The sequence below is a fragment of the Arthrobacter sp. BI5 genome (assembly GCF_056680065.1).
The window spans coordinates 3,237,748-3,259,557 of the sequence record NZ_CM155264.1; the positions used below are offsets into that span (position 1 = coordinate 3,237,748).

21 protein-coding genes are annotated in these 21,810 nt (G+C 68.3%); 4 read left to right on the forward strand and 17 right to left on the reverse strand.

Annotated features, from left to right (window positions below):
• Positions 1-13: 13 nt before the first annotated feature.
• Complete coding sequence (locus tag AC1MED_RS14915; RefSeq protein ID WP_479784002.1) at positions 14-1,294, reverse strand: glycoside hydrolase family 32 protein; 1,281 nt, start codon at positions 1,292-1,294, stop codon at positions 14-16.
• Between the two features lie 77 nt (positions 1,295-1,371).
• Here AC1MED_RS14915 and AC1MED_RS14920 point away from each other — a divergent pair, with 77 nt between their 5' ends.
• A complete protein-coding gene (locus tag AC1MED_RS14920; protein ID WP_479784004.1) occupies positions 1,372-2,343 on the forward strand; it encodes a phosphatase PAP2 family protein in 972 nt (323 codons plus the stop codon).
• Between the two features lie 26 nt (positions 2,344-2,369).
• On the opposite strand, the gene AC1MED_RS14925 is transcribed toward AC1MED_RS14920, so the two are convergent.
• Positions 2,370-2,984 (reverse strand): TetR/AcrR family transcriptional regulator, encoded by a 615-nt coding sequence (locus AC1MED_RS14925; protein ID WP_479784006.1) that lies wholly within the window; start codon positions 2,982-2,984, stop codon positions 2,370-2,372.
• A gap of 82 nt (positions 2,985-3,066) precedes the next feature.
• Between AC1MED_RS14925 and AC1MED_RS14930 the strand changes: the two genes are divergently transcribed.
• Positions 3,067-4,236 carry a flavin-containing monooxygenase gene (locus tag AC1MED_RS14930; protein WP_479784008.1) on the forward strand — a complete coding sequence of 390 codons (1,170 nt, stop codon included), beginning with the start codon at positions 3,067-3,069 and terminating at the stop codon, positions 4,234-4,236.
• Here the strand turns inward: AC1MED_RS14930 and AC1MED_RS14935 are convergent.
• The 8 genes from AC1MED_RS14935 to hisD all read right to left on the reverse strand — a co-directional run bounded on the left by AC1MED_RS14935 (position 4,138) and on the right by hisD (position 12,430).
• Entirely contained in the window at positions 4,138-5,352 is a 1,215-nt protein-coding gene (locus AC1MED_RS14935) for an MFS transporter (RefSeq protein ID WP_479784009.1), read from the reverse strand. The genes AC1MED_RS14930 and AC1MED_RS14935 overlap by 99 nt on opposite strands.
• Before the next feature lie 58 nt (positions 5,353-5,410).
• Entirely contained in the window at positions 5,411-6,145 is a 735-nt protein-coding gene (locus AC1MED_RS14940; protein WP_346957724.1) for a GAF and ANTAR domain-containing protein, read from the reverse strand.
• Between the two features lie 16 nt (positions 6,146-6,161).
• Positions 6,162-7,472: a MinD/ParA family ATP-binding protein gene (locus AC1MED_RS14945; protein WP_346957725.1), complete on the reverse strand. Its 1,311-nt coding sequence runs from the start codon at positions 7,470-7,472 to the stop codon at positions 6,162-6,164.
• A gap of 280 nt (positions 7,473-7,752) precedes the next feature.
• Complete coding sequence (locus AC1MED_RS14950; RefSeq protein WP_479784011.1) at positions 7,753-8,568, reverse strand: MBL fold metallo-hydrolase; 816 nt, start codon at positions 8,566-8,568, stop codon at positions 7,753-7,755.
• Positions 8,569-8,703: 135 nt separating this feature from the next.
• Complete coding sequence (locus AC1MED_RS14955) at positions 8,704-9,540, reverse strand: amino acid ABC transporter ATP-binding protein (RefSeq protein WP_346957727.1); 837 nt, start codon at positions 9,538-9,540, stop codon at positions 8,704-8,706.
• Complete coding sequence (locus AC1MED_RS14960) at positions 9,533-10,186, reverse strand: amino acid ABC transporter permease (RefSeq protein WP_479784013.1); 654 nt, start codon at positions 10,184-10,186, stop codon at positions 9,533-9,535. Before AC1MED_RS14960 ends, AC1MED_RS14955 begins: the two co-directional genes overlap by 8 nt.
• Positions 10,187-10,267: 81 nt before the next feature.
• Positions 10,268-11,083 carry an ABC transporter substrate-binding protein gene (locus AC1MED_RS14965; protein ID WP_346957729.1) on the reverse strand — a complete coding sequence of 272 codons (816 nt, stop codon included), beginning with the start codon at positions 11,081-11,083 and terminating at the stop codon, positions 10,268-10,270.
• Positions 11,084-11,110: 27 nt separating this feature from the next.
• Positions 11,111-12,430 (reverse strand): histidinol dehydrogenase, encoded by a 1,320-nt coding sequence (hisD, locus tag AC1MED_RS14970; protein WP_479784015.1) that lies wholly within the window; start codon positions 12,428-12,430, stop codon positions 11,111-11,113.
• 173 nt (positions 12,431-12,603) lie between these two features.
• Between hisD and AC1MED_RS14975 the strand changes: the two genes are divergently transcribed.
• Positions 12,604-13,536 carry a LysR family transcriptional regulator gene (locus AC1MED_RS14975; protein WP_346957731.1) on the forward strand — a complete coding sequence of 311 codons (933 nt, stop codon included), beginning with the start codon at positions 12,604-12,606 and terminating at the stop codon, positions 13,534-13,536.
• A 9-nt stretch (positions 13,537-13,545) separates the two neighbouring features.
• Here AC1MED_RS14975 and AC1MED_RS14980 read toward each other — a convergent pair whose 3' ends face one another.
• Genes AC1MED_RS14980 through pdhA form a run of 3 tightly spaced genes read right to left on the reverse strand, consistent with a single transcriptional unit; the run spans position 13,546 to position 17,545 of the window.
• A complete protein-coding gene (locus AC1MED_RS14980) occupies positions 13,546-15,162 on the reverse strand; it encodes a dihydrolipoamide acetyltransferase family protein (RefSeq protein WP_479784017.1) in 1,617 nt (538 codons plus the stop codon).
• 2 nt (positions 15,163-15,164) lie between these two features.
• Complete coding sequence (locus tag AC1MED_RS14985; protein ID WP_479784019.1) at positions 15,165-16,277, reverse strand: alpha-ketoacid dehydrogenase subunit beta; 1,113 nt, start codon at positions 16,275-16,277, stop codon at positions 15,165-15,167.
• Complete coding sequence (gene pdhA / locus AC1MED_RS14990) at positions 16,274-17,545, reverse strand: pyruvate dehydrogenase (acetyl-transferring) E1 component subunit alpha (protein WP_479784021.1); 1,272 nt, start codon at positions 17,543-17,545, stop codon at positions 16,274-16,276. The genes AC1MED_RS14985 and pdhA overlap by 4 nt, the downstream gene beginning before the upstream one ends.
• A gap of 159 nt (positions 17,546-17,704) precedes the next feature.
• Here pdhA and AC1MED_RS14995 point away from each other — a divergent pair, with 159 nt between their 5' ends.
• A complete protein-coding gene (locus AC1MED_RS14995) occupies positions 17,705-18,166 on the forward strand; it encodes an Lrp/AsnC family transcriptional regulator (RefSeq protein ID WP_175321412.1) in 462 nt (153 codons plus the stop codon).
• A 102-nt stretch (positions 18,167-18,268) separates the two neighbouring features.
• On the opposite strand, the gene galU is transcribed toward AC1MED_RS14995, so the two are convergent.
• From galU to paaD, 4 genes are read right to left on the reverse strand one after another with little or no spacing between them, the layout of a single operon-like run.
• On the reverse strand, positions 18,269-19,162 hold the full coding sequence (gene galU / locus AC1MED_RS15000; protein WP_479784023.1) for a UTP--glucose-1-phosphate uridylyltransferase GalU: 894 nt from the start codon (positions 19,160-19,162) through the stop codon (positions 18,269-18,271).
• Between the two features lie 16 nt (positions 19,163-19,178).
• Positions 19,179-19,958, reverse strand: a complete 780-nt coding sequence (locus tag AC1MED_RS15005) for an enoyl-CoA hydratase/isomerase family protein (RefSeq protein ID WP_479784024.1) — start codon at positions 19,956-19,958, stop codon at positions 19,179-19,181.
• Between the two features lie 24 nt (positions 19,959-19,982).
• On the reverse strand, positions 19,983-21,209 hold the full coding sequence (gene paaE / locus AC1MED_RS15010) for a 1,2-phenylacetyl-CoA epoxidase subunit PaaE (protein WP_346957740.1): 1,227 nt from the start codon (positions 21,207-21,209) through the stop codon (positions 19,983-19,985).
• 15 nt (positions 21,210-21,224) lie between these two features.
• Positions 21,225-21,809 (reverse strand): 1,2-phenylacetyl-CoA epoxidase subunit PaaD, encoded by a 585-nt coding sequence (paaD, locus tag AC1MED_RS15015; protein WP_479786702.1) that lies wholly within the window; start codon positions 21,807-21,809, stop codon positions 21,225-21,227.
• Between the last annotated feature and the right edge of the window lies 1 nt (position 21,810).

A 21,810-nucleotide genomic window follows, 5' to 3' on the forward strand; every position in this document is an offset into this window, starting at 1 on the left:
CCGCGGCGCCGCGCTAGCTCGCCCGGGGCTGCTCCAGGTCCCAGACGTCGGCCGCGGCACCGTGTGGTAGTTCCAGGTGCCACTCCTCGCCCGGCGCGGGGTAGGCGCGCACCGTGGCCGGCACGGAACCGTGGCGGTAGACCTCCACGATCGAACCGTCCACGAAGATCCGCAGCTCATCCCCGCCGGCCACGGTGTCCGCAAAGACTGCCCGGGCCTGCGCGGCCGTGGCCAGGACCAGCCGGATCCGGCCTTCGCCGCCGGTGACGGCGGCTTCGGACCGGGCGGGCAGGCGCAGGGTGCCCGCAACGCCTCTGGCGCGCTGCCGGCCCCGGTAGCCGTGCAGCTCGGGTGCCGGCTCGACGGCGAGCGCGTCCCCGTGCACCGCCAGCTGGCGCGGGAAGGTCAGCAGGCCGGACCAGCCCGCGGCATCCGTTTCCGCCGGGCCGCGGCCGGCGCGCCCGTCCGGGTCCGGCACCTCGTCGGCCCAGCCCCACAGCAGGGACCGGCCGGGCAGGGACAGGATTTGCGGGGCGTAGAAGGCCGGCCCGAGGTCCGCCTGTCCGCCCGTCTCCGGGGTGAAGAGCGGCAGCCCCGTGGCCGGGTCCGTCACGAGGGATCCCAGCAGGTAGCCCACGCGGCCGGGGTGGTGCTGCAGGTCCGGGCCGTGCCGGAGTGATGCCATCAGGAGCCAGGTCTCGGCCCCGGAGGAATCGGGCACCCGGACCAGCTGCGGAGACTCCCAGCTGCTGGCCGGCAGGTGCCGGGCGGCCAGGGCGTTCCCGGTGCCGAACCAGATGCCCTCGTACTGCCAATGGCGCAGCTCGTCCGCCCGGTAGAGCAGCACGGCGCCGTGCCCCGACGCCAGGCCCGCCCCCTGCAGGGCGAAGCGCCGGCCCTGGAAGTGGAACAGGAACGGATCACGCACCGCGATGACGCGGGGGTCCGCGGGCACCGGCGCCGCGGCCTGTCCCTCCTGCCGCCAGTCCGTCAGCCCGGCGGAGCCCCGGGCCAGGACCACCGGGGCACGCCCGTCCCCGGCGGCGGCTGAATACACGGCGGTGGGGACACCGGCGTCGTCCGTCACGACGCCGCTCCAGCGGAGCAGGTCCGGGGAGCTCAGGTGTCCCCAGCAGCTCGGGCCCTGCCGCGCCGGCCCGGGGCGGTACTGGAAGAAGACGTGGTACCGGCCCTCCAGGTAACTCAGTCCGGCCGGAGCGCCGGTCCAGCCCTGCGCGGGCCGTGGATGGACCAGCGGGGAGGCAGGGTCCGGGTGCCGGTCCACGGTGTCCATGGCAAAACACTACTCGCGCAGGATGCTGGCGGGCTGCCCCCGGAAAATTCGCAGTGTTCTATGGGAACCTGTAAAGCATGAGTTTTCGGCAGGAACGCACCAACGAGCCCACGGTAGTGGACGGCCCCCGGCCGGTCCGCGCCCCGGTGCGCCCGGAACCAGCACCGGCGCCCCGCGGCCCGGGCCGGGCCACCGGGTTGCTCTTCCTGCTGGCCACCGTCGGCTGCGTCGCCGCGCTGGCCGCCACCTACTACTTCTTCGTACGCACCACCACCGGACAGTTCATTGACGAGTCCGCGCTGGTCGAAGCGGTGGAAATCCACGGCGCGGCCGGCAAGGCGAGCAACAAGCTCCTCGACTGGCTGCCCGCCCTCTCCGTGCTGATCGCGTCGGTGGTGGTGATCTTCGTGACCGTGGCCCGCCGCCGCTGGGCAGCCGCCGGCATCGCCGTCGCGGCTGCCGCGGGGGCCAACGTCGCCACCCAGATCCTGAAGGACCTGGTCCCGGTGCGGCCGTTCCGCGGGATTGAAACCTTGGAAATCAACTCCCTCCCGTCCGGCCACACCACCCTGGCGGCCTCGGCTGCGGCCGCGGTCTTCCTGATGGTCTCGCCGCGCTGGCGGCCGCTGGTCGGATTCCTGGGCGGCAGCTTCGCCGTCGCCACCGGGGTGTCCACACTCATCAACCAGTGGCACCGGCCCGCCGATGTGGTGGCAGCCTTCCTGGTGGTCGGAGCCTTCATGCTGCCGGCGGGCTGGCTGATCATGCGCAGCGGGCCCGGGTGGAACGTGTGGAACGGCTACAACGCCCACTGGGCCTCGGCCCGGCTGTGGGTCGCCGTCCCGGTGATGGCGGGGCTGGCCTCCGCGGCGGTGGCCGCCTATTCACTGCTGAAGATCGCCCCGGGACCGGGCCAGGAGGGCAGCACCACAAACTACTTCTGGGCGGGCACCTCGCTGATCGTCATCACCGGGTACCTCGCCACCATTGCCGGCGTGTGGCTGTTCGGCCACGCCGCACGACGACGTCGGGCCGCCGGAAGCATCTGAAACCTCCGGCGCCTGTGGCCGGTGCCCTAGCGGAGCGCCGCGGCCAGAGCCCTGGCGATCCACTCCCGGTAGGCCGGTACCGGCCAGCCGGCATCCCGCACCATGGCGCGGTACACCTGGGGATGTCCCAGCGACCAGATGGCTGCGGCCGCCTCGGCGTCGGACATTCCGGAGCTGAGTCCGCCGCGCGCCCGGGCTGCCGCGGCGGCTTCCGCATAGCGGCGGAGCCGCTGCTGCCCGCGGTCCCGTTCCAGCTGCGCGGCGGTGTCGTCCACGGCCGCGGCCCGGGCGATGACGGCGTTGATTCCGGCGGTGCGGGGGTGGACCTCGACAAACCAGTCCGCCAGTACGGCGATCAGGGCGTCGAAGTCGGCAGCCTGCCGGGTCCGCTCCCGCATGAGGTCCAGTACGCCCGCCTGCGCCCCGGGCCCCGCCGCCGCGCTGTCCAGGACGGCGGAGAGCAGCGCCGCCTTGTTGCCCACCGAGTTGTAGACCGTCTGGACGGCCACCCCGCTCGCTGCCGCAATCCCGTCGATGGTGGTCTGGACGTAGCCGTCAGCGGCAAACAACCGGCCGGCCGCTTCGACAATGACGTCCCGCGTGCCGGCCGCCTGGATCGCCCGGCGCGTCACTTTTTGCATGGCATTAGACTACCGCTCCACTCACTGGAACGGTATTCTAGTTATAAGCAAATAGGGGTGCCCCAGCAAGGAGGCGGCGGCCATGAACCAGGACAGCCAGCAACTGGATGCAGTCGTTATTGGGGCGGGCCAGTCGGGACTGGCCGCCGGCTATCACCTCGTCCGCGCGAAACTGCGATTCGAGATCCTGGAGGAAGGCCCGCGGGTGGGCGAGGCGTGGCGGCGCCGGTGGGATTCGCTGCGCCTGTTCACCCCGGCCCAGCACGACGGCCTTCCCGGCCTGCCGTTCCCGGCGGCACGGAACACCTATCCGGGCAAGGACGAGTTCGCCGCCTACCTCGAAAACTATGCATCCCACTTCGGCCTGCCGGTGCGGACCGGTGTCCGCGTGGACGGCGTCACCGCAGCGGGTTCGGGGTTCACCGTTGACACCGCGGGCGGGACGGTGCGGGCGCGCAACGTCATCGTGGCGGCCGGCGCTAACGTGCTCCCCCGCATTCCGGACGCCGCCGCCGCCGGGCTGGATCCCGGCATCAACCAACTCCACAGTTCGCAGTACCGCGGTCCCGCCGATATCCCGGACGGCGAGGTGCTGGTGGTGGGCGCCGGAACCTCGGGCGCGGAAATCGCCCTGGAACTCTCGGCCGGGCACCGGGTGCTGCTCGCCGGCCGGCCCACCCCGCATATTCCCGATCCCCTGCTCCGCTACGCCGGCGGGGCGTACTGGCGGTTCATCCACTCGGTCCTGACGCTGCGCACACCGGCAGGGCGCAAGGTCGCGGCCACCTTCCACCAGCGCGGCGCCCCCTTGATCCGGATCTCACCCAAGGACCTTGACCGCGCCGGTGTGGTGCGGATGCCGCGGTTCACCGGCGCCGCGGACGGCCGTCCCGTGTTCGACGGCGGCGCTTCGGCCCCGGTGCGGACGGTCATCTGGGCCACCGGGTACCGCCCGGACCTGGGCTGGGTCCACGGGCCGGAGCGGGCGCCGTCGGGCTGGCCGCAAACGAGGCGGGGCGTGGTCCCCGGCGTGCCGGGGCTGTACTTCGTCGGACTGCCCTTCCAGTACGCGCTCACCTCGGGCCTGATCGGCGGCGTCGGCCGGGATGCGGAGTATGTGGTGCGGCAGCTGGCGCAGCGGGTGCCGCAGCCCTCAGTAGTTGCGGCGGTGCCTGAGCCGCGGAATGGTGATCGCGAAGACGGCGGCAGCGGCGAAGCCGAGCACGCCGGTGGCGCCCACGCCGGCCCCTAGCGACGCCGCGGCGGTGACGCCGGAGAGCAGCACCGGGCCGCCGGTGGCGCCGGCGTCGGCCATGAACCGCCAGATGCCGAGGAACTGGCCGCGGCCGTTATCCGGCGAGAAGTCGGCTCCGAGCGTCATGTTCAGCCCGGAGCTGATGCCGTTGCCGAATCCGATCAGGAGTGCGGCGAGCAGCAGGCCCACGAAGCCGGTGCTGAGCGGGATCAGCAGCATGGCCGTGCCCATGATGAGCGTGGAGGGCACCGCGACCCACTGGCGGCCCTTGCGGTCCATCAGCTTCCCGGCCGGATAGAAAACCAGCATGTCGATGGCCCCGGAGATGCCGTAGATCAGCGACGCCTGGGTGGCGTCCATGCCCAGGTGCTCGGCCCACAGCGGAATGACCACCTGGCGGGAGGCGCGCAGCGCGCTGAGCAGCAGCACCCCCAGGCCCACGCTCAGGAACACTCCGGCGTGGGAGGCGGCGACGCTGCGCAGCGTCGGCTGCGGGGCCGGTGTACCGTCGTCCGGGCCGGGCACTGCGGCCAGATCCGGGATGGTCACCGACAGGGCTGCGGCTGCGGCCATGGCCACCACGCCTGCCCAGTAGGCGGCGGTGATGCCGCCGAACTGCATCACCGCCGCGCCGATAAACGGGCCGATGAAGATGCCGATCCGGTTGACCCCGCCCAAGGTGGAGAGGGCCCTGGCACGCAGAACGACGGGCACGGCCTCGGTCAGGTATTTCTGCCGGGCCAGGCTGAACACGCTGGCGGCCATGCCCACCACCACCATCGCCGCGGCCAGCACCCAGAGGCCCTCCGGCACCAGCGGGGCGACGGCGGCTGCGGCGAGGGCTACGGCGCTTGCGGCCGCGGCCCCGACGATCGCCCAGCGCTCGCCGAACTTCAGCGTGATCAGCGACGCCGGAAGGTTGAAGAACCAGGAGCCAAGCCCGATCAGTGTCACCACCAGGGCCGCGACGGCGACCGAGGCGCCCAGGTCCCGCGCGGACAGTGCCACCACCGGCAGGATCGCCCCCTCGCCGATGCTGAACAGCAGGGCCGGGCCGAAGGCCGGGACGGCGATGCTGCGGAGGCTGAAGGCGGCGGGGCTTGTTGTGGTCATCGCTTTCATCCTAGGCCCGGCTGTACCCAGCCGGCCGGAGGTTCGGCCGCCCGAAGGTTCAGCCGTCGAAGTGGGTGTGGATTTCCTCACCTGTGACGTTCTTGAGCACATCTGCCGCGACATCGCGCAGTTTCTGGTTCCGGTTGCTGGAGACCCGGGTGAGGATGGCCATCGCTTCGTCCTGCGAGCACCGGTTCTGGGCCATCACGACGCCGCAGGCCAGATCGATCGAGGTGCGGTGTTCCATGGCCGCCTGCAGGTCCTCGGCGCGGGCCTGGGCAGTGCCGATCCGCACGGCCAAGCGCAGCGCACGGCCGGCGAGGTCGGCGAATCCGGAGGCTTCGGCCACGATTGCAGCGGTGAAGACGCCGGTGGTGGAGGCGAAGAAGTTCAGCGCAGCCGCAGAGTCCTCCCCGATCTCCAGGGGTACCCCGAGGGTGCTGAGGCAGCCGTGTGCCTTGAGCTGCTGCTGGTATTCGGGCCAGCGCGGGTCGGTGTCAACGTCTGCCAGCAGCACGGTGCCCTTGGTCCGCAGCGCCTCGATGCACGGCCCGTCGCCCAGGCTTTGCTCGATCCGGTCCAGCATGACGGCGTTGCTGCTGCTGCCGGCCACGGTCATGGTCTTCTTCCGGCGCTGCAGGGTCACGCCGCATTCGATGTCCGTGCCCAGCGAGTGGCTCAGGGTGGAGGCGGCAAACTCCGCGAGGCGTTCCAGGAAGTCCTCGACGTTCTCGGTCCCCACAATGAGGTCCTGCAACTGGACGGCAGCGTCGTTCCCGGCATACTTGCTCATGGCCTAAATGTAGCCGCTAAACGTAGCCGTCGACGATTGCGGCCGCAATCTCCCGGTAGGCCCGCCGGGTCTCCGGCCGGAGCGAGTCGAGGGTGACAAGGTCGCCGTCGGCCACTCCGCGGTCGTGCGGGACAGCGATCAGCTGGCGGCAAATGCCGGCGAGGTGGTCCTCGATGGCGTCCTTGTCCACCCGGGAAGAGACTTCGTCCTTGTCCGTGATGACGACAACGGCGTTCCGGGCCAGGTCCTCGTAGCCGTGGCCCGCGAGCCAGTGCAGGGTGCTCCGGGCCCGCTTGGCACCGCTGACGGCGTAGCCCGCGGCGATGATCAGGTTGTCCGCGGACTGCAGGATCCCGCTCATGGCGTTGTGGGTGACGCCGGTGCCGCAGTCGGTGAGGGCCACCGAGTAGTAGCCGGAGATGAGCTTGCGGATGCGCAGGTACTCCTCGGCGGTGAGCGAGTCGGACACCTCCGGATCCTGTTCCCCGGCGATCAAGTGCAGACGGCCCGCGTGGTGCATGTAGCGGGCCAGGGCGGTCAGCGAATCGATCGAGTCGACGTTGCGGAGCAGGTCGCTGATGGTCCGCGGCGCCTGCTGCTGATAGATCCCCTCGCCGAGGGCACGCTCCACGAGGTCGCCCGAGTCCGGGTTGGCGTCGATGGCGCACGGCGGGTCGCCGCGGTATTCGGCCAGGGTCAGCCCGACGCCGACGGTGGTGGAGGTCTTGCCGATGCCGCCCTTGAGGCTCAGCACCGCGGTGTTGTAGCTGCCCTGGAGCTGGCGGGAAATCCGGCGCGCGAGTTCGTCCTCTTCGCGTTGCCGGGCGCTTGGGCCCAGGTTCAGGCTGCCGCCGGTCATCTTGTAGAGCGCGCCGCGGAAGCCGCCGACCGGCCGGGGCTTCTGTTCCCGGACAAAGAGGCCGGGCGAGCTGATGAAGTCCGGCACCGGCGCGTTGGCCAGGGCCGCGGCCCGGCCCGCGGACCGGGTGGCTCGGGTGGGCTGCGGGGGAACGGCGGCGGTTGCCGGGTCCGACGCCGCGGCAGGAGCGTCCGCGGGGTCTGCTGTCTGCGCCGCGGTCTTCGCTGCGGCCGGCTCCGTCGTCGGCCCTGCCGCCGGCGGGGCGGCAACCGTCTGGGCGGCCGACGTCGGCGGGGCCGCCGGCGGCTTTGGCGCTGCAGGGACCTGGCTGATCACCGGAGTGGTGCCCGTGGCGGGTCCAAAGCGCTCATCGGCGGCCTCGGCGGCCGCAGCCCAGGAGCTGCTGCGCGGCGGGGCCGGGCGGGCGGGGGTTTCCGCGGGGATGCTGCGGGGGTTGACGACCGGCATGGTTCCTGTCCGGACAGCTGGATCCCCGCCGTCGGCACGACGCAGGTCGCGGCGGCGGCGAAGTTCAGGCTGGCCTGAGTTTTCAGCAGTGGCAGCTGAGTTGTCTTCCACCGATTCGGGCATCTTTTGGTTTCTCCCCCAGGACTCACCGCGGAGCACGCTGCGGCGCTTGTTGTGACTTCTTTCAATGTGCAAGTCTAGGCGCAGTCGTGAGCACCCTTAGTTTCGGCCGCTTCCCGGCCGGGCGCGGCCCGGCGTGGCCCCGGTCCTTGGGACCGCCTTAGTGGTGGGCCCGGGTTTCCTGCAGGCGCTTGATGAACCACCGGGATTGCTCGGGTCCGTAGGGCAGGATGGGGATGGCCTTGGTGGCGTCGTTCGGCGTCTCGCGGGTGGCTTGGGTGGCCTGCCGCACCGCCGTGCTCATGGTGTTGGCCATGGTCTTGACGAACTGGTCGCTGCAGGGTTCGCCGTGGCCCGGGATCAGGAATTCGTAGCGGTGCCGGAGCGCGGAAATATGCCGGAGGGCATCGGCCCATTCCTCGGGGAAGGAATCCTCGAAGGACGGGTGTGCGCCTTGCTCCACGAGGTCGCCGGCGTAGAGGGTGGTGCCCGTGCCCACCAGGAGGTCGCCGTCGGTGTGCCCGCGTCCCAGGTAGAACAGCGTTGCGGTCTGGCCGCCCAGGTCCACCAGGACTGGCTGGTCCTTGACGATGGCGTTCGGAACTACCAGCTCCACCGAGGCGCCCTCGCCGGCAGACATTTCCGGTTCCGCCGCCGCCACGCGGTCCCGCTGGGCGTCCCCGTTCTCCTCGATGTCCGCGGCGCAGTTTTCGTGCCCCCAGAACTCGGTCACGCCGTCGTCGGCGAACACGGCGTTGCCGAAGAAGTGGTCGTAGTGGGCGTGCGTGTTCACGACCACCAGCGGCAGTTGCGTCTTTTCCCGCACGGCGTCCAGGATCTCGCGGCCCTGCCGGGGCCCGCCGCCGGTGTCGATCACCATGGCGCGTTCGGTGCCCACCACCAGGCCGGTGTTGAGCAGGGATCCCTGGGTGGTCAGCACATAGTTGCCCTGGCCGACCTCGAGCCATCGTGACATGAAATCTCCGTAGTCCGGCGCTGCGCCGGCGTGGTTGGTGCGATGTTCTGGCCACGATTCTACCCGCGGGCGTGCGGGAATGCCCGGAAGCGGCGCTTGTCCGCGCCCCGAACGTGCCCGCCTAAATCCTGCCGCCTACGCCGGCAGGATGCCCGAGCGGCTCAGCAGCGCCCGTGTTTTTGGATGCTGCGGGGCGGTGAAGATTCGGCTGGGCGGCCCCTCCTCCACGATGACGCCCTGGTCCATGACAACGATCCGGTCTGCGATGTCCCGGGCGAACTGCATCTCGTGGGTGACGATCACCATGGTGGTGCCCTGCTGGGCGATTTTCTTGATGACGGACAGCACCTCGCCCACCAGCTCCGGGTCCAGCGCGGAGGTCGGCTCATCGAAGAGCATGACGCTGGGTTCCATGGCCAGGGCCCGGGCAATGGCCACCCGCTGCTTCTGGCCGCCGGAGAGCTTGCTGGGGTAGTTGTCCATCTTGTCGCCCAGGCCCACCATTTCAAGGTTGGGGACGGCTACTTTCCTGGCCTCCGCCGCGGAGAGCTTCTTGACGTCGCGCAGCGGCGCCATGACATTCCCCAGCGCCGTCTTGTTCAGGAAGAGGTTGAAGTGCTGGAAAACGAAGCCGATGTCCGTCCGTTTCTGCGCCGTGATGGACGCTTTCTCGGCGATCAGTTCGCCGCCGCGCTCCTCGTAGCCGATCAGGTGGCCGTTGACGTAGATGCGGCCCGCGTCGATGGTCTCAAGCTTGTTGATGCAGCGCAGCAGGGTGCTTTTGCCGGATCCGCTGGAGCCCAGGATGGCGATGGTTTCGCCGCGGTGCACCACCAGGTCCACGCCCTTGAGGACCTCCACCCGCTTCTGCACGTGCGGCTTGCCGGAAAGCCTTTTCCACAACGTCGGTTTCGTCTCGGAGACGAACGTCTTGTGGACGTCGCGGACGTCAATAATGGTCTCGTCAGCCATTGGCCCGTGCCTTTCGTTCAAGCACCACCACGACGCGGGAGAGTGGGAGGCTGATGATCAGATAAAGAATGGCCGCGGCGGTGTAGATGGCCGTGGTCTGGAATGTCTGGCTGTTGAGGATGTTGGCCGTCTTCAGGATCTCCGTCACGGCGATCACCGACGTCAGTGCAGTGTCCTTGATCATCGCAATGAAGTAGTTGCCGATCGGCCCCATCGAGACCACGAAAGACTGCGGGATAACCACCTTCCACAGCGTCTTGGTGGGCGGGTAGCCCAGGGACAGTGCGGCCTCGGTCTGGCCGTGCTCCACGGACAGGATCGCGGAGCGGAAGACCTCGGACAGGTAGGCCGCGTAGTTCAGGCCCAGGCCCAGGATGCCGGCCGGAACCGGTTCGATGCTCACGCCGATGCTGGGAAGGACGAAGAAGATGTAAACCAGCTGCACCAGCAGCGGAGTCCCCCGGATCACTTCCAGGTAGAACGTGGCGATGCCGCGGAGGATTTTGATCGAGGAAATCCGGGCCAGGGCAATCAGGAGGCCCAGGACGAGGGCCAGGGCCATGGCGCCAAGCGCCAGTTGCACGACGACGGGAACGGCCTGCAGCAGCGCCGGGAACACGGCCATGGTGTTGGTAATAAAGTCCACTGAAAATCCCTAGGTTAGGGTCGGGCGGGGCCGGCGTGCTCCGCGGTTGCGGATCACGCCGGCCCGGCAGGAAGCTGGAACTTATTTGACGGCGTTGGCTTCGGTCAGCCCGTACTTCTTGAGGATCTCCAGGTACTTGGGGGTCTTTTTGAGGTCCGCCAGCCCGGAGTTCAGGTCCTGCAGCAGCTGCGAATCCTCTTTGCGGACGCCGGCGCCGATGATGCCCGGGTAGAAGGGCTTGTACGGTGAGACGAGCTTCAGCTTGGGATTCGGCTTCTGGACCAGGCTGTAACCGATCACGGCGCTGTCGGTGAAGACCGCATCAACCTGCTTGTTTTCCACCGCCGCCAGCAGGGACGCCTGCGAGTCGAACAGCTTGACCTGGCTGCCGCCAAGGCTGTCGACGAGGTCCTTGAACACGGTGCCGGTCTGGGCGCCAAGAACCTTGCCCTTCACGTCGTCGCGCGAGGCCAGTGTTGAATCCGCCGGGACCACCATCGCTTCACCTTCCGTATACCAGGGGTCGGTGAAGTTGATCTGCTTCTTCCGCTCGTCGGTGATGTACATGGCGTCCACGATCACGTCGGCTTTCTTGGCGTTGAGCGCGGCGATCAGGGTCGCGTATTCGGAGGTGAAGACTTTGATCTTCCAGCCCTTGGCCTGGGCGATCGCGTTGATCATTTCCCCGTCGATGCCCTTGAGCTCGCCGGAGGCCTGGTCGGTAAAGGAGAAGGGGGCGTCATTGGACGTGGCGATGGTGATGGTCTTCTGGTCACCGCCGCCGCTGGCCCCGCCCCCGCCGCCTCCGGAGCCACAGGCGGTCATGGCGAGGGCCACAGCAACGCCCATGGGCACCAATGCAGCGAAACGCTTGCGGAGGATTTTTGTATTCATCATGAGGTGCCTTTTGCTAGAGATGGATTTCTACCGGTTGAAGCGGTCGAGCCGCAGAGTGGCGGTGGCCTTATGGGCTGCCATTCCTTCGGTGTCGGAGATCGTGGTGACGTAATTGGCCAGCCGCGGGGTTGCACTTTTTTCGACGCGCTGGAAGGTGAGGGGTTTGAGGAACCGGGACACGGAGAGCCCGGCCGAGGACCGGGCGCCCCCTCCGGTCGGGAGCACGTGGTTCGTGCCGGAGGAGCCCTTGTCCGAGTAGGCCACCGTCGACCAGGGACCCAGGAAGATGGAGCCGTAGTTCTGCAGGTTGTGGTGGTAGTAAACGTCGTCCGAGGTCTGGATCTCCAGGTGTTCCGGTGCCAGCAGATCCATGATCCGCACCGCCGTTTCCCGGTCCTCGGCCACATATACGGTGCCGTAGTCCCGCCAGGCCGGCCCCGCAATGTCCCGGGTGGCCAGCGTCCGCAGCTGCTTGTTGATGTGCCTGATGACCTCTTCTCCCAGCTCCTGGGAGGTGGTCACAAGGGAGGCCGGCGACTGCGGCCCGTGTTCGGCCTGGCCGAGGAGGTCAGCGGCCACCAGCTCAGCGTCGGCCGATTCGTCGGCAATCACGGCGACCTCGGACGGGCCGGCCAGCAGGTCGATGCCGACGCGGCCGAACAGCTGCCGTTTGGCCTCGGTGACATAGGCGTTGCCGGCGCCGACCAGGATGTCGACCGGTTGCTCCCCCAGGAGCCCGAAGGCCATGGCGGCCAGGGCCTGGACCCCGCCGAGGGCAAACGCCCTGTCCACGCCGGCCAGGTATGCGGCGTACAGCACCGCGGGGTTGCCTCCGCCCTGGGCGGTTGGCGGCGTGCAGGCCAGGACGTTGGGGACGCCGGCGGCCTTGGCGACCCCCACCGTCATGAAGGCGCTGGCAAGGATGGGGAACCGTCCCGCCGGAAGGTAGGCTCCGACGCGTGCCACGGGCACGTATTTTTGTCCGGTGAAGACGCCGGGGATGAGCTCGACTTCGAAATCGGTGAGGTGTTCGCGTTGCTCTACCGCGAACAGCCTGGTCCGTTCCGCGCTGGCCAGCAGGGCCTCCCGAAGCTCCGGGGAGAGTGACTCGCCGGTCTTTGCCAGCTCGTTCTGGCTGATCTCCAGGTTCGTACCCTGCCACCTGTCCAGCTCCCGGGCGTACTTGATGACCGCGTCCATGCCCCGGGCCTCGATGTCACCCAGCATTGCGGATACCGTGGCCACCACTTCGGGAAGCCGTTGCGCCGGCACGTCCTCGATGGCGGGGGCCTTGAGGGTAGTGAACTTCCCTGGGATGTGAGCCCGGTCACGCTGGGTGATGTGCATGGCCTAAAGCTACTGACGCCTGCGCCATCGCACAACGGGACCCCAACATGTGCCTCGTACAGGGTTGTCCTATGCTTAAGGCAGCTGTTTTTTGCCCGCGCCACCCGAGCGGTCCACCCCGCAACGTTGCCTGCAAACCTGCCGAATGCCTTACTGAGAGCCAGGGTTTAGCCATGACACTCGCGCAACTCCGGGCCTTCCTAGCGGCCTACGAGCTTGGTTCCTTCACCGCGGCGGCACGAAAACTGGAAACAAGCCAGGCCTCCGTCTCCGAGCTCATCAGCAGACTCGAGCACGAGCTGCAGCACAGCCTGTTCACCCGCGGCGGGCGGCGGCTCATTCCCACCACCGCGGCGGTGGAACTGCAGGTCCACGCGCTGCAGTCGGTCACCTCGTTCGACAACGGTGTGGAGGCGCTGAGGTCCATGTCGGCGCTGGAGGGAGGCGTCTGCACCTTCGGAGTGCTGCGCTACGGAGCCCATTACGACCTCGCCGACCTGGTGCAGCGTTTCCACCGCCGGTACCCGAAAGTCAGGGTGCGCCTTGTCGGATTGAATTCGGTGACCGTGGCCGAGTCAGTGGCGTCGGGCGAGATTGAGGCGGGGCTGATTGTGCTGCCGGTGGCGGAAGCCGGCCTGCAGGTGCGGCCGCTCTTCCGCGATGAAGTGTTTTTCGTGTCGGCCACCCGGCATCCTTCACGCGGCCCGGTCACCATTGAGGAGCTCGCTGGGTCCAAGCTGGTGCTTTATGACGCCTTCGCCGGCTGGCGGGACCCCACCCGCCGGCAGATTCTGGAACGCGCCCATCTTAAGGGCCTGAAAATCGATCCGGCCATCGAGGTGGAGCATGTCGACACGGCGCTGGGGCTGGTCGCCACAGGGGCGGCTGACTCTTTTGTTCCCCAGGCGATCGTCAGCGGGCCCGGTTTTCCGAAAAACGTCCATGCCGTCCCTTTCGCGGAGCCCTTGTTCGACACCATCGCCCTGATCCAGCGGGAGGGCGCCTTCTTGTCGCCGGCGACCCGGAAGATGGCCCAGATGGCAGCGCGGACGCTGCTGTCCAAGGTGCCGCCGGGGCAGGTCCCCGGCCGCGCACCCGTGCCCTAGCTTCCGGGCTTACAGATCGGCCAGCACGGACCCCGGGTTTTCGATCGCGTCGGCTACGTAGCGCAGGAAGCCGCCGGCGGTGCCGCCGTCGCACACGCGGTGGTCAAAGGTGAGCGTCAGCTCGGTGACCTTGCGGACGGCGAGCTCCCCGTTAACCACCCACGGCTTGTCGATGATGCGGCCGACGCCGAGGATGCCCACCTCGGGATGGTTGATGATCGCCGCGGAGCCGTCCACGCCAAAGACGCCGTAGTTGTTCAGCGTGAAGGTGCCGCTGCCCAGTTCCGCCGGTGTCGCCTTGCCGTCGCGGACGACGGCGGTGAGCCGCCGGATCTCCGCGTCCAGTTCGCGGGCGCTGAGTTTGTCCGCGTTGCGCACGGAGGGGACCATCAGTCCCCGGTCGGTCTGGGCGGCGAAGCCGAGGTTAACGCCGTCGAAGGCGACGATTTCCTGGCTGGCGCCGCCGGCGGTGTCCTCGGTGGTGACGATCCGGGTGTTCAGTTCCGGGAACTTCTTCAGCCCCGCGGTGACGAAGCGGGCGATGAACGCCAGCAGGCCCGGGGTGTGGTGCGGATCGGCCTTCTTCAGCGCGGCACGCAGTTCCACGAGCGCCGTGGCGTCCACGTCCACCCACACGGTGGCCTCGGGAATCTCGGACCGGCTGCGGCTCATGTTCGCGGCCACGGCCTTGCGCACACCGCGGACCGGGGTGCGCCCGGTGATGCCAAGACCGGTCCGAGCATCGGTGCCGCCCTCGCCCGCCGGCACCGGCGTTTCGGCAGGCTGTGCCGCGGGCCGCTCAGCTGCCGGAGCTGGCTTGATGACGGCCTCGACATCGCGGCGCATGATCAGCCCGCTGGTCCCCGAGCCTTGGAGCTCCCCCAAATCAACCCCATGGTCCCGAGCCATCCGCCGGACCAGTGGAGAAATCACAGCCCCCAGCTTCCCCGGAACCCGGGTCCGCATCAAAAGAAGGTCATCGGCAGCCTTCTCCGCCGCCGACACCTGAGCCACCGTCTCAGCCAAGACAGCCCGCTTGGGAGCCCGCATCCGCCGAGCAACCCCATGCCCGCCCGGAGTCCCATACCCAATCAGCACATTCCCCGACCCAGCCTTCTCCTCCTCGCGATAAACCTCGGCGGCAGCGGAGGAGGACGACGATGAGTCCGCCGAAGCCGACGAAGCAGCATCAGGGGACCCGCCAACATCGGAAGGCGAGTCGCCAATATCGGCAGGTGACGTGCCCACCGACGCCGCCGACGCAGGCAATGCCGCCCCGGGAGTGGCATCGGGCCTGACTGAGCCGGCAGCATTTTCCGAAGGACGAATGCTGTCCGGCGAAGGGGCGGGGGCGGCGTTGCCTGCGGCGGCGCCGGCCGCAGCAGTGGGAGTCACCGAAATCAGCGGCTTGCCGACGTCGAGCGTCTGGCCGGGCTCGCCGTGCAGCACGGCGACGGTGCCGGCATACGGCGAAGGAACTTCGACCATGGACTTGGCGGTCTCAACCTCGGCGATCGGCTGGTCGACGCGGATCTCGTCACCCACGGCGACGAGCCAGCTGACGAGCTCGGCTTCGGTGAGGCCCTCGCCGAGGTCCGGCAGGAGGAATACTTTCGGTTCGGTCATGGTCAGTCTTCCCACTGGAGGTCGTCAACGGCGTCGAGGATACGGTCCACGCCGGGCAGGTAATAGTGCTCGAGTTTCGGCGCCGGGTACGGCACGTCGAAGCCGGTGACGCGGCGGATCGGGGCGGCGAGGTGGTGGAAGCAGCGTTCCTGGACCCGGGCCACGATTTCGGAGGCCACCGAGGCGAAGCCGTGCGCCTCGGCGATCACCACGGCACGGCCGGTCTTGCGCACCGAAGCGCAAACCGTCTCGTCGTCGAACGGCACGATCGAGCGGACGTCGATTACCTCAAGCGAGCGGCCCTCCTCGGCAGCAGCGGCAGCGGCGGCGAGCGCCGTCGGGACGGAGGGTCCGTAGGCGATCAGCGTGGCGTCGGTGCCCGGGCGGGCGACGGCGGCGCGGCCCTCGGAGGAGGTCCCGCGTTTGGTGTTCGCGGCGTGCTCGGCGCGGAGCGCGCCCAGGTCCACCTGGTCCTTGGACCAGTACAGCTTCTTGGGCTCCATGAACATGACGGGGTCGTCCGAGTCGATGGCTTCGCGGAGCATCCGGTAGCCGTCGGCCACGGTGGCAGGGGTGAAAACCTTCAGCCCGGCGGTGTGGGCGTAGTAAGCCTCGGAGGAGTCGCAGTGGTGCTCCACTCCCCCGATGCCGCCGGCGTAGGGGACGCGGATGACGATGGGCAGCTTCACGGTGCCCTTGGTGCGGTTGTGCATCTTGGCGACGTGGCTGACGATCTGTTCGAACGCCGGGTAGGCGAAGGCGTCGAACTGCATCTCGATGACCGGGCGCATGCCGTTCATGGCCATGCCAACGGCCATGCCCACAATGCCGGATTCGGCCAGCGGGGTGTCGAAGCAGCGGCCCTGGCCGAAGGTCTTGGTCAGGCCGTCGGTGATCCGGAAGACGCCGCCGAGCATGCCGACGTCCTCGCCGAAGACCAGGACGGAGTCATCGGCGTGCATGGCGTCGGCCATGGCGGTGTTGAGCGCCTTGGCCAGAGTGACGGTCTGCGGGCCTGTCTTTTCGGCTTCAACAGCGGCCTTCGCTGCGGCACGGGCCGTGGCGGCGCTGACGTTGCCGTTCGCCTCGGAGGAGGTGGTGATGGTGGGGCTCATCGTGCGGACTCCTCGGAAGTTGGGGCGGCGGCGTCGCGTGCCAGGTCGTCGGCGAGCATGGCGGACTGTTCCTGCAATTGCGGGGTCGGGGTGGAGAAGACGTACTTGAAGAGGTCCTGGGGATCCACGGGGACGTCCTCGCCCAGGCCGTCGCGCAGCTGCGAGGCTACGGTTTCGGCCTTTTCGGCGATCCGGGCGGCGCCGTCGTCGTCGAGCAGTCCGCGCTCCGTCAGGTAGGTTTTCATCCGGCTCAGCGGATCCTTGGCCACCCATTCGGCGACTTCGCTGTCCTGCCGGTAGCGCGTGGCGTCGTCGGCGTTGGTGTGGGCCTGCATCCGGTAGGTATGCGCTTCCACCAGGAGCGGGCCGGAACCGTCGCGGGCCAGTTTCACGGCCCGGCCCAGCACGGCCAGGAGCGCGACAATGTCGTTGCCGTCCACGCGTTCGCCGGCCATGCCGTAGCCGACGGCCTTGTGCGCGAGCGACGGCGCGACCGACTGGTGCGCGAGCGGCACGGAGATGGCGTACTGGTTGTTCTGAACGAAGAAGACCACCGGCAGGTGGAACACGGCGGCGAAGTTCAGCGCCTCGTGGAAATCGCCCTCGCTGGTGGCGCCGTCGCCGCACATGGCCAGGACGACGGTGTCCTCGCCGCGGAGTTTGGCCGCGTGGGCGACGCCGACGGCGTGCAGCAGCTGGGTGGTCAGCGGGGTGCACTGAATGCCGACCTTGTGCTTCGCCGGGTCGTAGCCGCCGTGCCAGTCGCCGCGGAACAGCGTCATGGTCTGGACGGGGTCCACGCCGCGGGCCATCACGGCCACGGAGTCACGGTAGGTGGGGAACATCCAGTCGCCGTCGGAGAGGCAGAGCGCGGCCGCGACCTGGCAGGCCTCCTGGCCGTGGCTGGAGGGGTAGACGGCCATCCGGCCCTGCCGGACCAAGGCCGAGTTCTGGTCGTTGACGCGGCGTCCGACGACGAGCTGCTCGTAGGCGGCCATCAGTTCCGCGTCCCCGGGGAGGCTGTATTCGTGGCCGGGCTGCGCGCCCTGCTCCGTGTGGGCGTTCACCGCGCCGTCGGGGCCCACGATCTGGATCGGGTGCCGGGCGGGCAGCATGTAGTCCTCGACCGTGATGCCGAACTTGCGCACGGCCTCGCTGGCGGCGTTTTCCGACGCGGCAGGGTTGTCCGCGGCGGCGTCGTCCGCCGCGGCGGAGGACGCCTGCCCGGGGGCCGGCTGCTGCGCAGTGTGGTCTGCGGAGATCGTCATTGGTCTGTCCTTCTGTAGCCACTATTCGCTCCCAGTATGGTCCCAGCCGCAGATTCGTATCCACCTCCAGCTAAAACTGTGGAGAACTATCCAGGATTGCCCTATTCTGAAAGACGAACTGTAAGTGTGAGCTAGATTACCGGCGGGGGTTGTAGACAAATGGCAGAGACGGAGGCGGACCAGGCTGTTCCGCTGGACGACGTCGACCGGAACATCATCGCGGAGTTGACCCGGGACGGTCGGATGTCCGTGACCCAGGTGGCCGAGAATGTCCATATTTCCCGCGCCCACGCGTACACCCGGATTGCCCGGCTGACCGGCGAAGGGGTGCTCACCAAGTTCACGGCACTGGTGGATCCGATCAAGGCCGGGCTGAAGTCCTCCGCCTACGTGACCCTCAAGGTGCGCCAGCACTCCTGGCGGGAGCTGCGGGAGCTGCTCCGGGCGATTCCCGAGGTGCACCACATCGCACTGGTGGGCGGCGACTTCGACGTGATCCTGCTGGTCCGGGCGGTGGACAACGTGGACCTGCGCCGGGTGATCTTCGACCAGCTGCAGTCCATGCCCGGGGTCCTGGACACACAGACGTTCCTGGTCTTCGAAGACCTTGACACGAGGTAGCCCCCAGGCGCGAACGTACACTTCGGGCCCCGTGCCGGCGCTGGGCTGCGCCGCAAGTGTACGTTCGCGCTTAGGTGGCGGGCCGCAACTGTACGTTCGCGCTTAGGTGTTGATGAAGCCCTTGAGCCAGATCTTGAATTCTTCGCCGAACTCAACGCGCTCGGAGGCGATGGTAATCACTGCCTTAAGGTAGCTGAGCTTGTCGCCGGTATCGTAGCGCCGGCCCCTAAAGACAACGCCGTAGACGCCGGAGCCCTCGCCCTCACCGGCGGCCAGCGTATGAAGCGCATCTGTCAGTTGGATCTCGCCGCCGCGGCCCGGCGGAGTGGTCTCCAGGACGCCAAAGACGGACGGGTGCAGCACGTACCGGCCGATGACGGCCAGGTTGGACGGTGCCTCGCTGGCAGTCGGCTTCTCCACGAGGCTGTTGACGCGGACGAAGCTCTCGCCCTCGATGGCCGTGACGTCCGCGCATCCGTAAGCGCTGATTTGTGAAGGATCCACCTCGATCAGGGCAGTCACGGAACCGCCGGTCTTCTGCTGCACCGCCATCATGGTGGTCAGCAGGTCCTCTGCTTCATCGATCAGGTCATCGCCCAGGAGGACGGCGAACGGATCGTTGCCCACGTGCTGCCTAGCGCACAAAACTGCGTGCCCCAGGCCCTTTGCTTCGCCCTGTCGGACGTAGTGGATGGGCCCAAGGTCGGAGGCCTCCTGGACTGTGGCGAGGCGCTCGGTGTCACCCTTGAGCTCCAATGCCCGCTCAAGCCCCGGCTCACGGTCAAAGTGGTCCTCCAGGGCGCGCTTGCTGCGGCCTGTGATCATCAGGATGTCGTCCAGGCCTGCCTTGACGGCCTCCTCGACGACGTACTGGATGGCCGGCCGGTCCACCACCGGAAGCATTTCCTTCGGCATTGCCTTCGTTGCCGGAAGGAAGCGTGTGCCAAGTCCGGCGGCCGGGATCACTGCTTTGGTCACTGGTTTCCCCCAAGTCATGGGGGGAGTCTAACGGCTAACCCCGGAAAACGGGACTGCGCTTCTCCTGGAACGCCAGGAACCCCTCGGCGTAGTCCTCGCTCTTGCAGAGGCGGGCCTGCTCCGCGTTCTCCTCCTCCATGGCTTCCCAGAGCCCCAGCCGCTGGTCCCGGATGTGAGCCACCAGCTCCTTGCTGGCGTTGAACGCCCCGGTGGCGCCGGTGGCAACCTTGGCGACGATGCCACGGGTGTTCTCCAGCAGCTCATCCGCCGGCATTGCGCGGCTGAACAGCCCTTGGGCCACCGCCTCTGCGCCGCTCATGAGCTCGGCGGTGTAGATCAGGTCCAGGGTGCGGTGCATACCCAGCCGTTCGGTGAAGTACCAGTGCCCGCCCGAGTCCAGGGTGGCCCCGAGCTTGGCAAACGGGGAACCGAACTTGGCAGTGTCCGCGACGTACACGACGTCGGTCGCCAGCAGCAGCCCGAGCCCCACGCCGAGGCAGGCGCCCTGCGCCGCGGCAAAGGTGGGCGCCGGGAAGGAACTCATCTTCTTCAGCAGCGGCTGGACCAGCCCGCCCAGGTAGGCCTGGGCGTCGTCGCTCTCCGGGGTCACGCCGGCGATGTCCCTGCCCGCGCAGAACGCGCGGCCCTCGCCGCGGAGCAGCAGCGCCCGGACCTCCCCGCGCGCGGCGGCGTCGGCGGCGTCGTCGTACGCCTGTGCCAAATCCTGCAGGGCCTGCTCGTCCAGCGAGTTCAGCTTCTGCGGTGCGTCCAGGACAACCTCGGCGATGCCGTCGGCGATGGTCAGGGAAATCATGCGGCTCCTAGGATTCGGAAAGAGTTAGACGTCGAAGTCGACGGTGACTTCGGGCGTGGTGGGGTGGGACTGGCAGGTCAGGACGTAGCCCTTGTCCAGTTCGTCCTGCTCCAGCGCGTAGTTCTCGTCCATCGTGACGGACCCGGCGACCACCTTGGCGCGGCAGGTGCCGCAGACGCCGCCCGCGCAGGCGAACGGGACGTCCGGGCGGACCCGCAGGGCCGCGTTGAGGATCGATTCGCGGGCGTGCGTCGGGCTGGCGACCTCGCCCTGCAAGCCGTCGAGCTTGAAGGTGATCTTGTAGGTCGCTTTGGACTCGTCTGCGACGACCGGCCGGCCGATGTTTCCTTCGGGGCGGTCCGGCTTGCCGGAGGTGAACAGCTCGAACCGGACATGTTCCGGCTTCACGCCGCGGGCCGCGAGGGTGTCGCGGCACAGCTGGACAAGTTCGAACGGTCCGCAGAGGAACCATTCGTCGACGTCGTCCGCGTGGATCGCGGTGCCCAGCAGCGCCTGCAGCTTCTCGGCGTCGATCCGGCCGCTGAGCAGCGGGGCGATCCGCTGTTCGCGCGAGAGCACGTGGTGCAGGGCGAGCCGTGACGGGTACTTGTCCTTCAGGTCGGCGAGTTCCTCGAGGAACATCACGTCCATCGCGGCCTTGTTGGCGTAGATGAGGTCGAAACGGGTCTCCGGGTGGGCCGCGAGCAGCGTCCGGGCGATCGCAATGACGGGCGTGATCCCGGAACCGGCGGCGATTGCGACGAACGAGCCGGGTTCCCCTGCCAAGTCCTCGGGATGGTTCATGGAGTTCATGACGTTCTGTTCCACGGGCTTGCCGTCGCGGCCGTGCTTGGACACGAACGCACCCATCGGGCTCATGACGTCCAGGACGTCGCCGGCCTTGAGTTCGGCATTGGCCCAGGTGGAAAACAAGCCGCCGAGGTCCTTCTTGATGGCGACGCGGATCTCACTGCTGCCGTCGGCAAAGCTGCGCGGCTCCGCGCAGATCGAGTAGCTGCGGCGCACCTCGTGCGGTTCGCCCTTTTCGTCCGGCAGGGTGGTCCGCAGGGCGACGTACTGTCCCGGAAGGTAGTCGAACTGTCCGGCCAGCTCGGGCGGAACACCGAAAGTGACCTCGATCGCGTCGTCGGTGAGCCGGCGGACTTCGTCCACCGCCAGGGTGTGGAAGGACGCACGACGGCGGCCGGTCGCTGTGGCCGCTTCGGCGGCGGTCTGGCGGACAACAGTCATGGGGGCACCTGTTCCTTACAAAACTTTGAAGTAGTCGAACGGTTCCTTGCAGTCCTGGCAGACGTAGAGCGCCTTGCAGGAGGTGGATCCGAAGCGGGTGAGTTCCTTGGTGTTCAGCGACGAACACTGGGGGCATTTGACGGCGAGGGACAGCCGGACCGGCCCGGCGTGCCGGACAGCGTTGGAGTGGCCGGAGGGCGGGGCGATGCCGTATTGCTCCAGCTTGGCCTTGCCGGCCTCGCTCATCCAGTCCGTGGTCCACGCCGGGGAGAGCACCAGTTCGACGTTGACACTGGGGTAGCCCTCCCGGTGGAAGGCGGCCGTGAGGTCATCGCGGATGGCGTCCATGGCGGGGCAGCCCGAGTAGGTCGGCGTAATGGTGACCTGCACGGCGGGGACCATGCCGCCGTCGTCCGCGTTGGGCTCCTTGGCAACCCGGACACCGCGCAGGATCCCCAGGTCTTCAATGGTGAGGACCGGGATTTCCGGGTCGCAGACCGTCGCGGCGATCTGCCAGGCTTTCTGGTCCGCAGTCCGCTGTTCGGCTGACTTCTGTTCCCCGGGTGCCGTGGCATCGGCCGTGGGGTGGCTGACGTACATC

Excerpts from the sequence above, each read along its gene's own strand:
- galU (WP_479784023.1), bottom strand. The coding sequence starts at position 19,162 with ATGACTTGGGGGAAACCAGTGACCAAAGCAGTGATCCCGGCCGCCGGA.
- pdhA (WP_479784021.1), bottom strand. The coding sequence starts at position 17,545 with ATGACGATCTCCGCAGACCACACTGCGCAGCAGCCGGCCCCCGGGCAG.
- hisD (WP_479784015.1), bottom strand. The coding sequence starts at position 12,430 with ATGCACATCACCCAGCGTGACCGGGCTCACATCCCAGGGAAGTTCACT.
- AC1MED_RS14995 (WP_175321412.1), top strand. The coding sequence starts at position 17,705 with ATGGCAGAGACGGAGGCGGACCAGGCTGTTCCGCTGGACGACGTCGAC.
- AC1MED_RS14925 (WP_479784006.1), bottom strand. The coding sequence starts at position 2,984 with ATGCAAAAAGTGACGCGCCGGGCGATCCAGGCGGCCGGCACGCGGGAC.
- AC1MED_RS14915 (WP_479784002.1), bottom strand. The coding sequence starts at position 1,294 with ATGGACACCGTGGACCGGCACCCGGACCCTGCCTCCCCGCTGGTCCAT.
- AC1MED_RS15005 (WP_479784024.1), bottom strand. The coding sequence starts at position 19,958 with ATGATTTCCCTGACCATCGCCGACGGCATCGCCGAGGTTGTCCTGGAC.
- AC1MED_RS14980 (WP_479784017.1), bottom strand. The coding sequence starts at position 15,162 with ATGACCGAACCGAAAGTATTCCTCCTGCCGGACCTCGGCGAGGGCCTC.
- AC1MED_RS14940 (WP_346957724.1), bottom strand. The coding sequence starts at position 6,145 with ATGAGCAAGTATGCCGGGAACGACGCTGCCGTCCAGTTGCAGGACCTC.
- AC1MED_RS14935 (WP_479784009.1), bottom strand. The coding sequence starts at position 5,352 with ATGACCACAACAAGCCCCGCCGCCTTCAGCCTCCGCAGCATCGCCGTC.
- paaE (WP_346957740.1), bottom strand. The coding sequence starts at position 21,209 with ATGACTGTTGTCCGCCAGACCGCCGCCGAAGCGGCCACAGCGACCGGC.
- paaD (WP_479786702.1), bottom strand. The coding sequence starts at position 21,809 with ATGTACGTCAGCCACCCCACGGCCGATGCCACGGCACCCGGGGAACAG.
- AC1MED_RS14975 (WP_346957731.1), top strand. The coding sequence starts at position 12,604 with ATGACACTCGCGCAACTCCGGGCCTTCCTAGCGGCCTACGAGCTTGGT.
- AC1MED_RS14945 (WP_346957725.1), bottom strand. The coding sequence starts at position 7,472 with ATGCCGGTCGTCAACCCCCGCAGCATCCCCGCGGAAACCCCCGCCCGC.
- AC1MED_RS14950 (WP_479784011.1), bottom strand. The coding sequence starts at position 8,568 with ATGTCACGATGGCTCGAGGTCGGCCAGGGCAACTATGTGCTGACCACC.
- AC1MED_RS14920 (WP_479784004.1), top strand. The coding sequence starts at position 1,372 with ATGAGTTTTCGGCAGGAACGCACCAACGAGCCCACGGTAGTGGACGGC.
- AC1MED_RS14965 (WP_346957729.1), bottom strand. The coding sequence starts at position 11,083 with ATGATGAATACAAAAATCCTCCGCAAGCGTTTCGCTGCATTGGTGCCC.
- AC1MED_RS14930 (WP_479784008.1), top strand. The coding sequence starts at position 3,067 with ATGAACCAGGACAGCCAGCAACTGGATGCAGTCGTTATTGGGGCGGGC.
- AC1MED_RS14955 (WP_346957727.1), bottom strand. The coding sequence starts at position 9,540 with ATGGCTGACGAGACCATTATTGACGTCCGCGACGTCCACAAGACGTTC.
- AC1MED_RS14985 (WP_479784019.1), bottom strand. The coding sequence starts at position 16,277 with ATGAGCCCCACCATCACCACCTCCTCCGAGGCGAACGGCAACGTCAGC.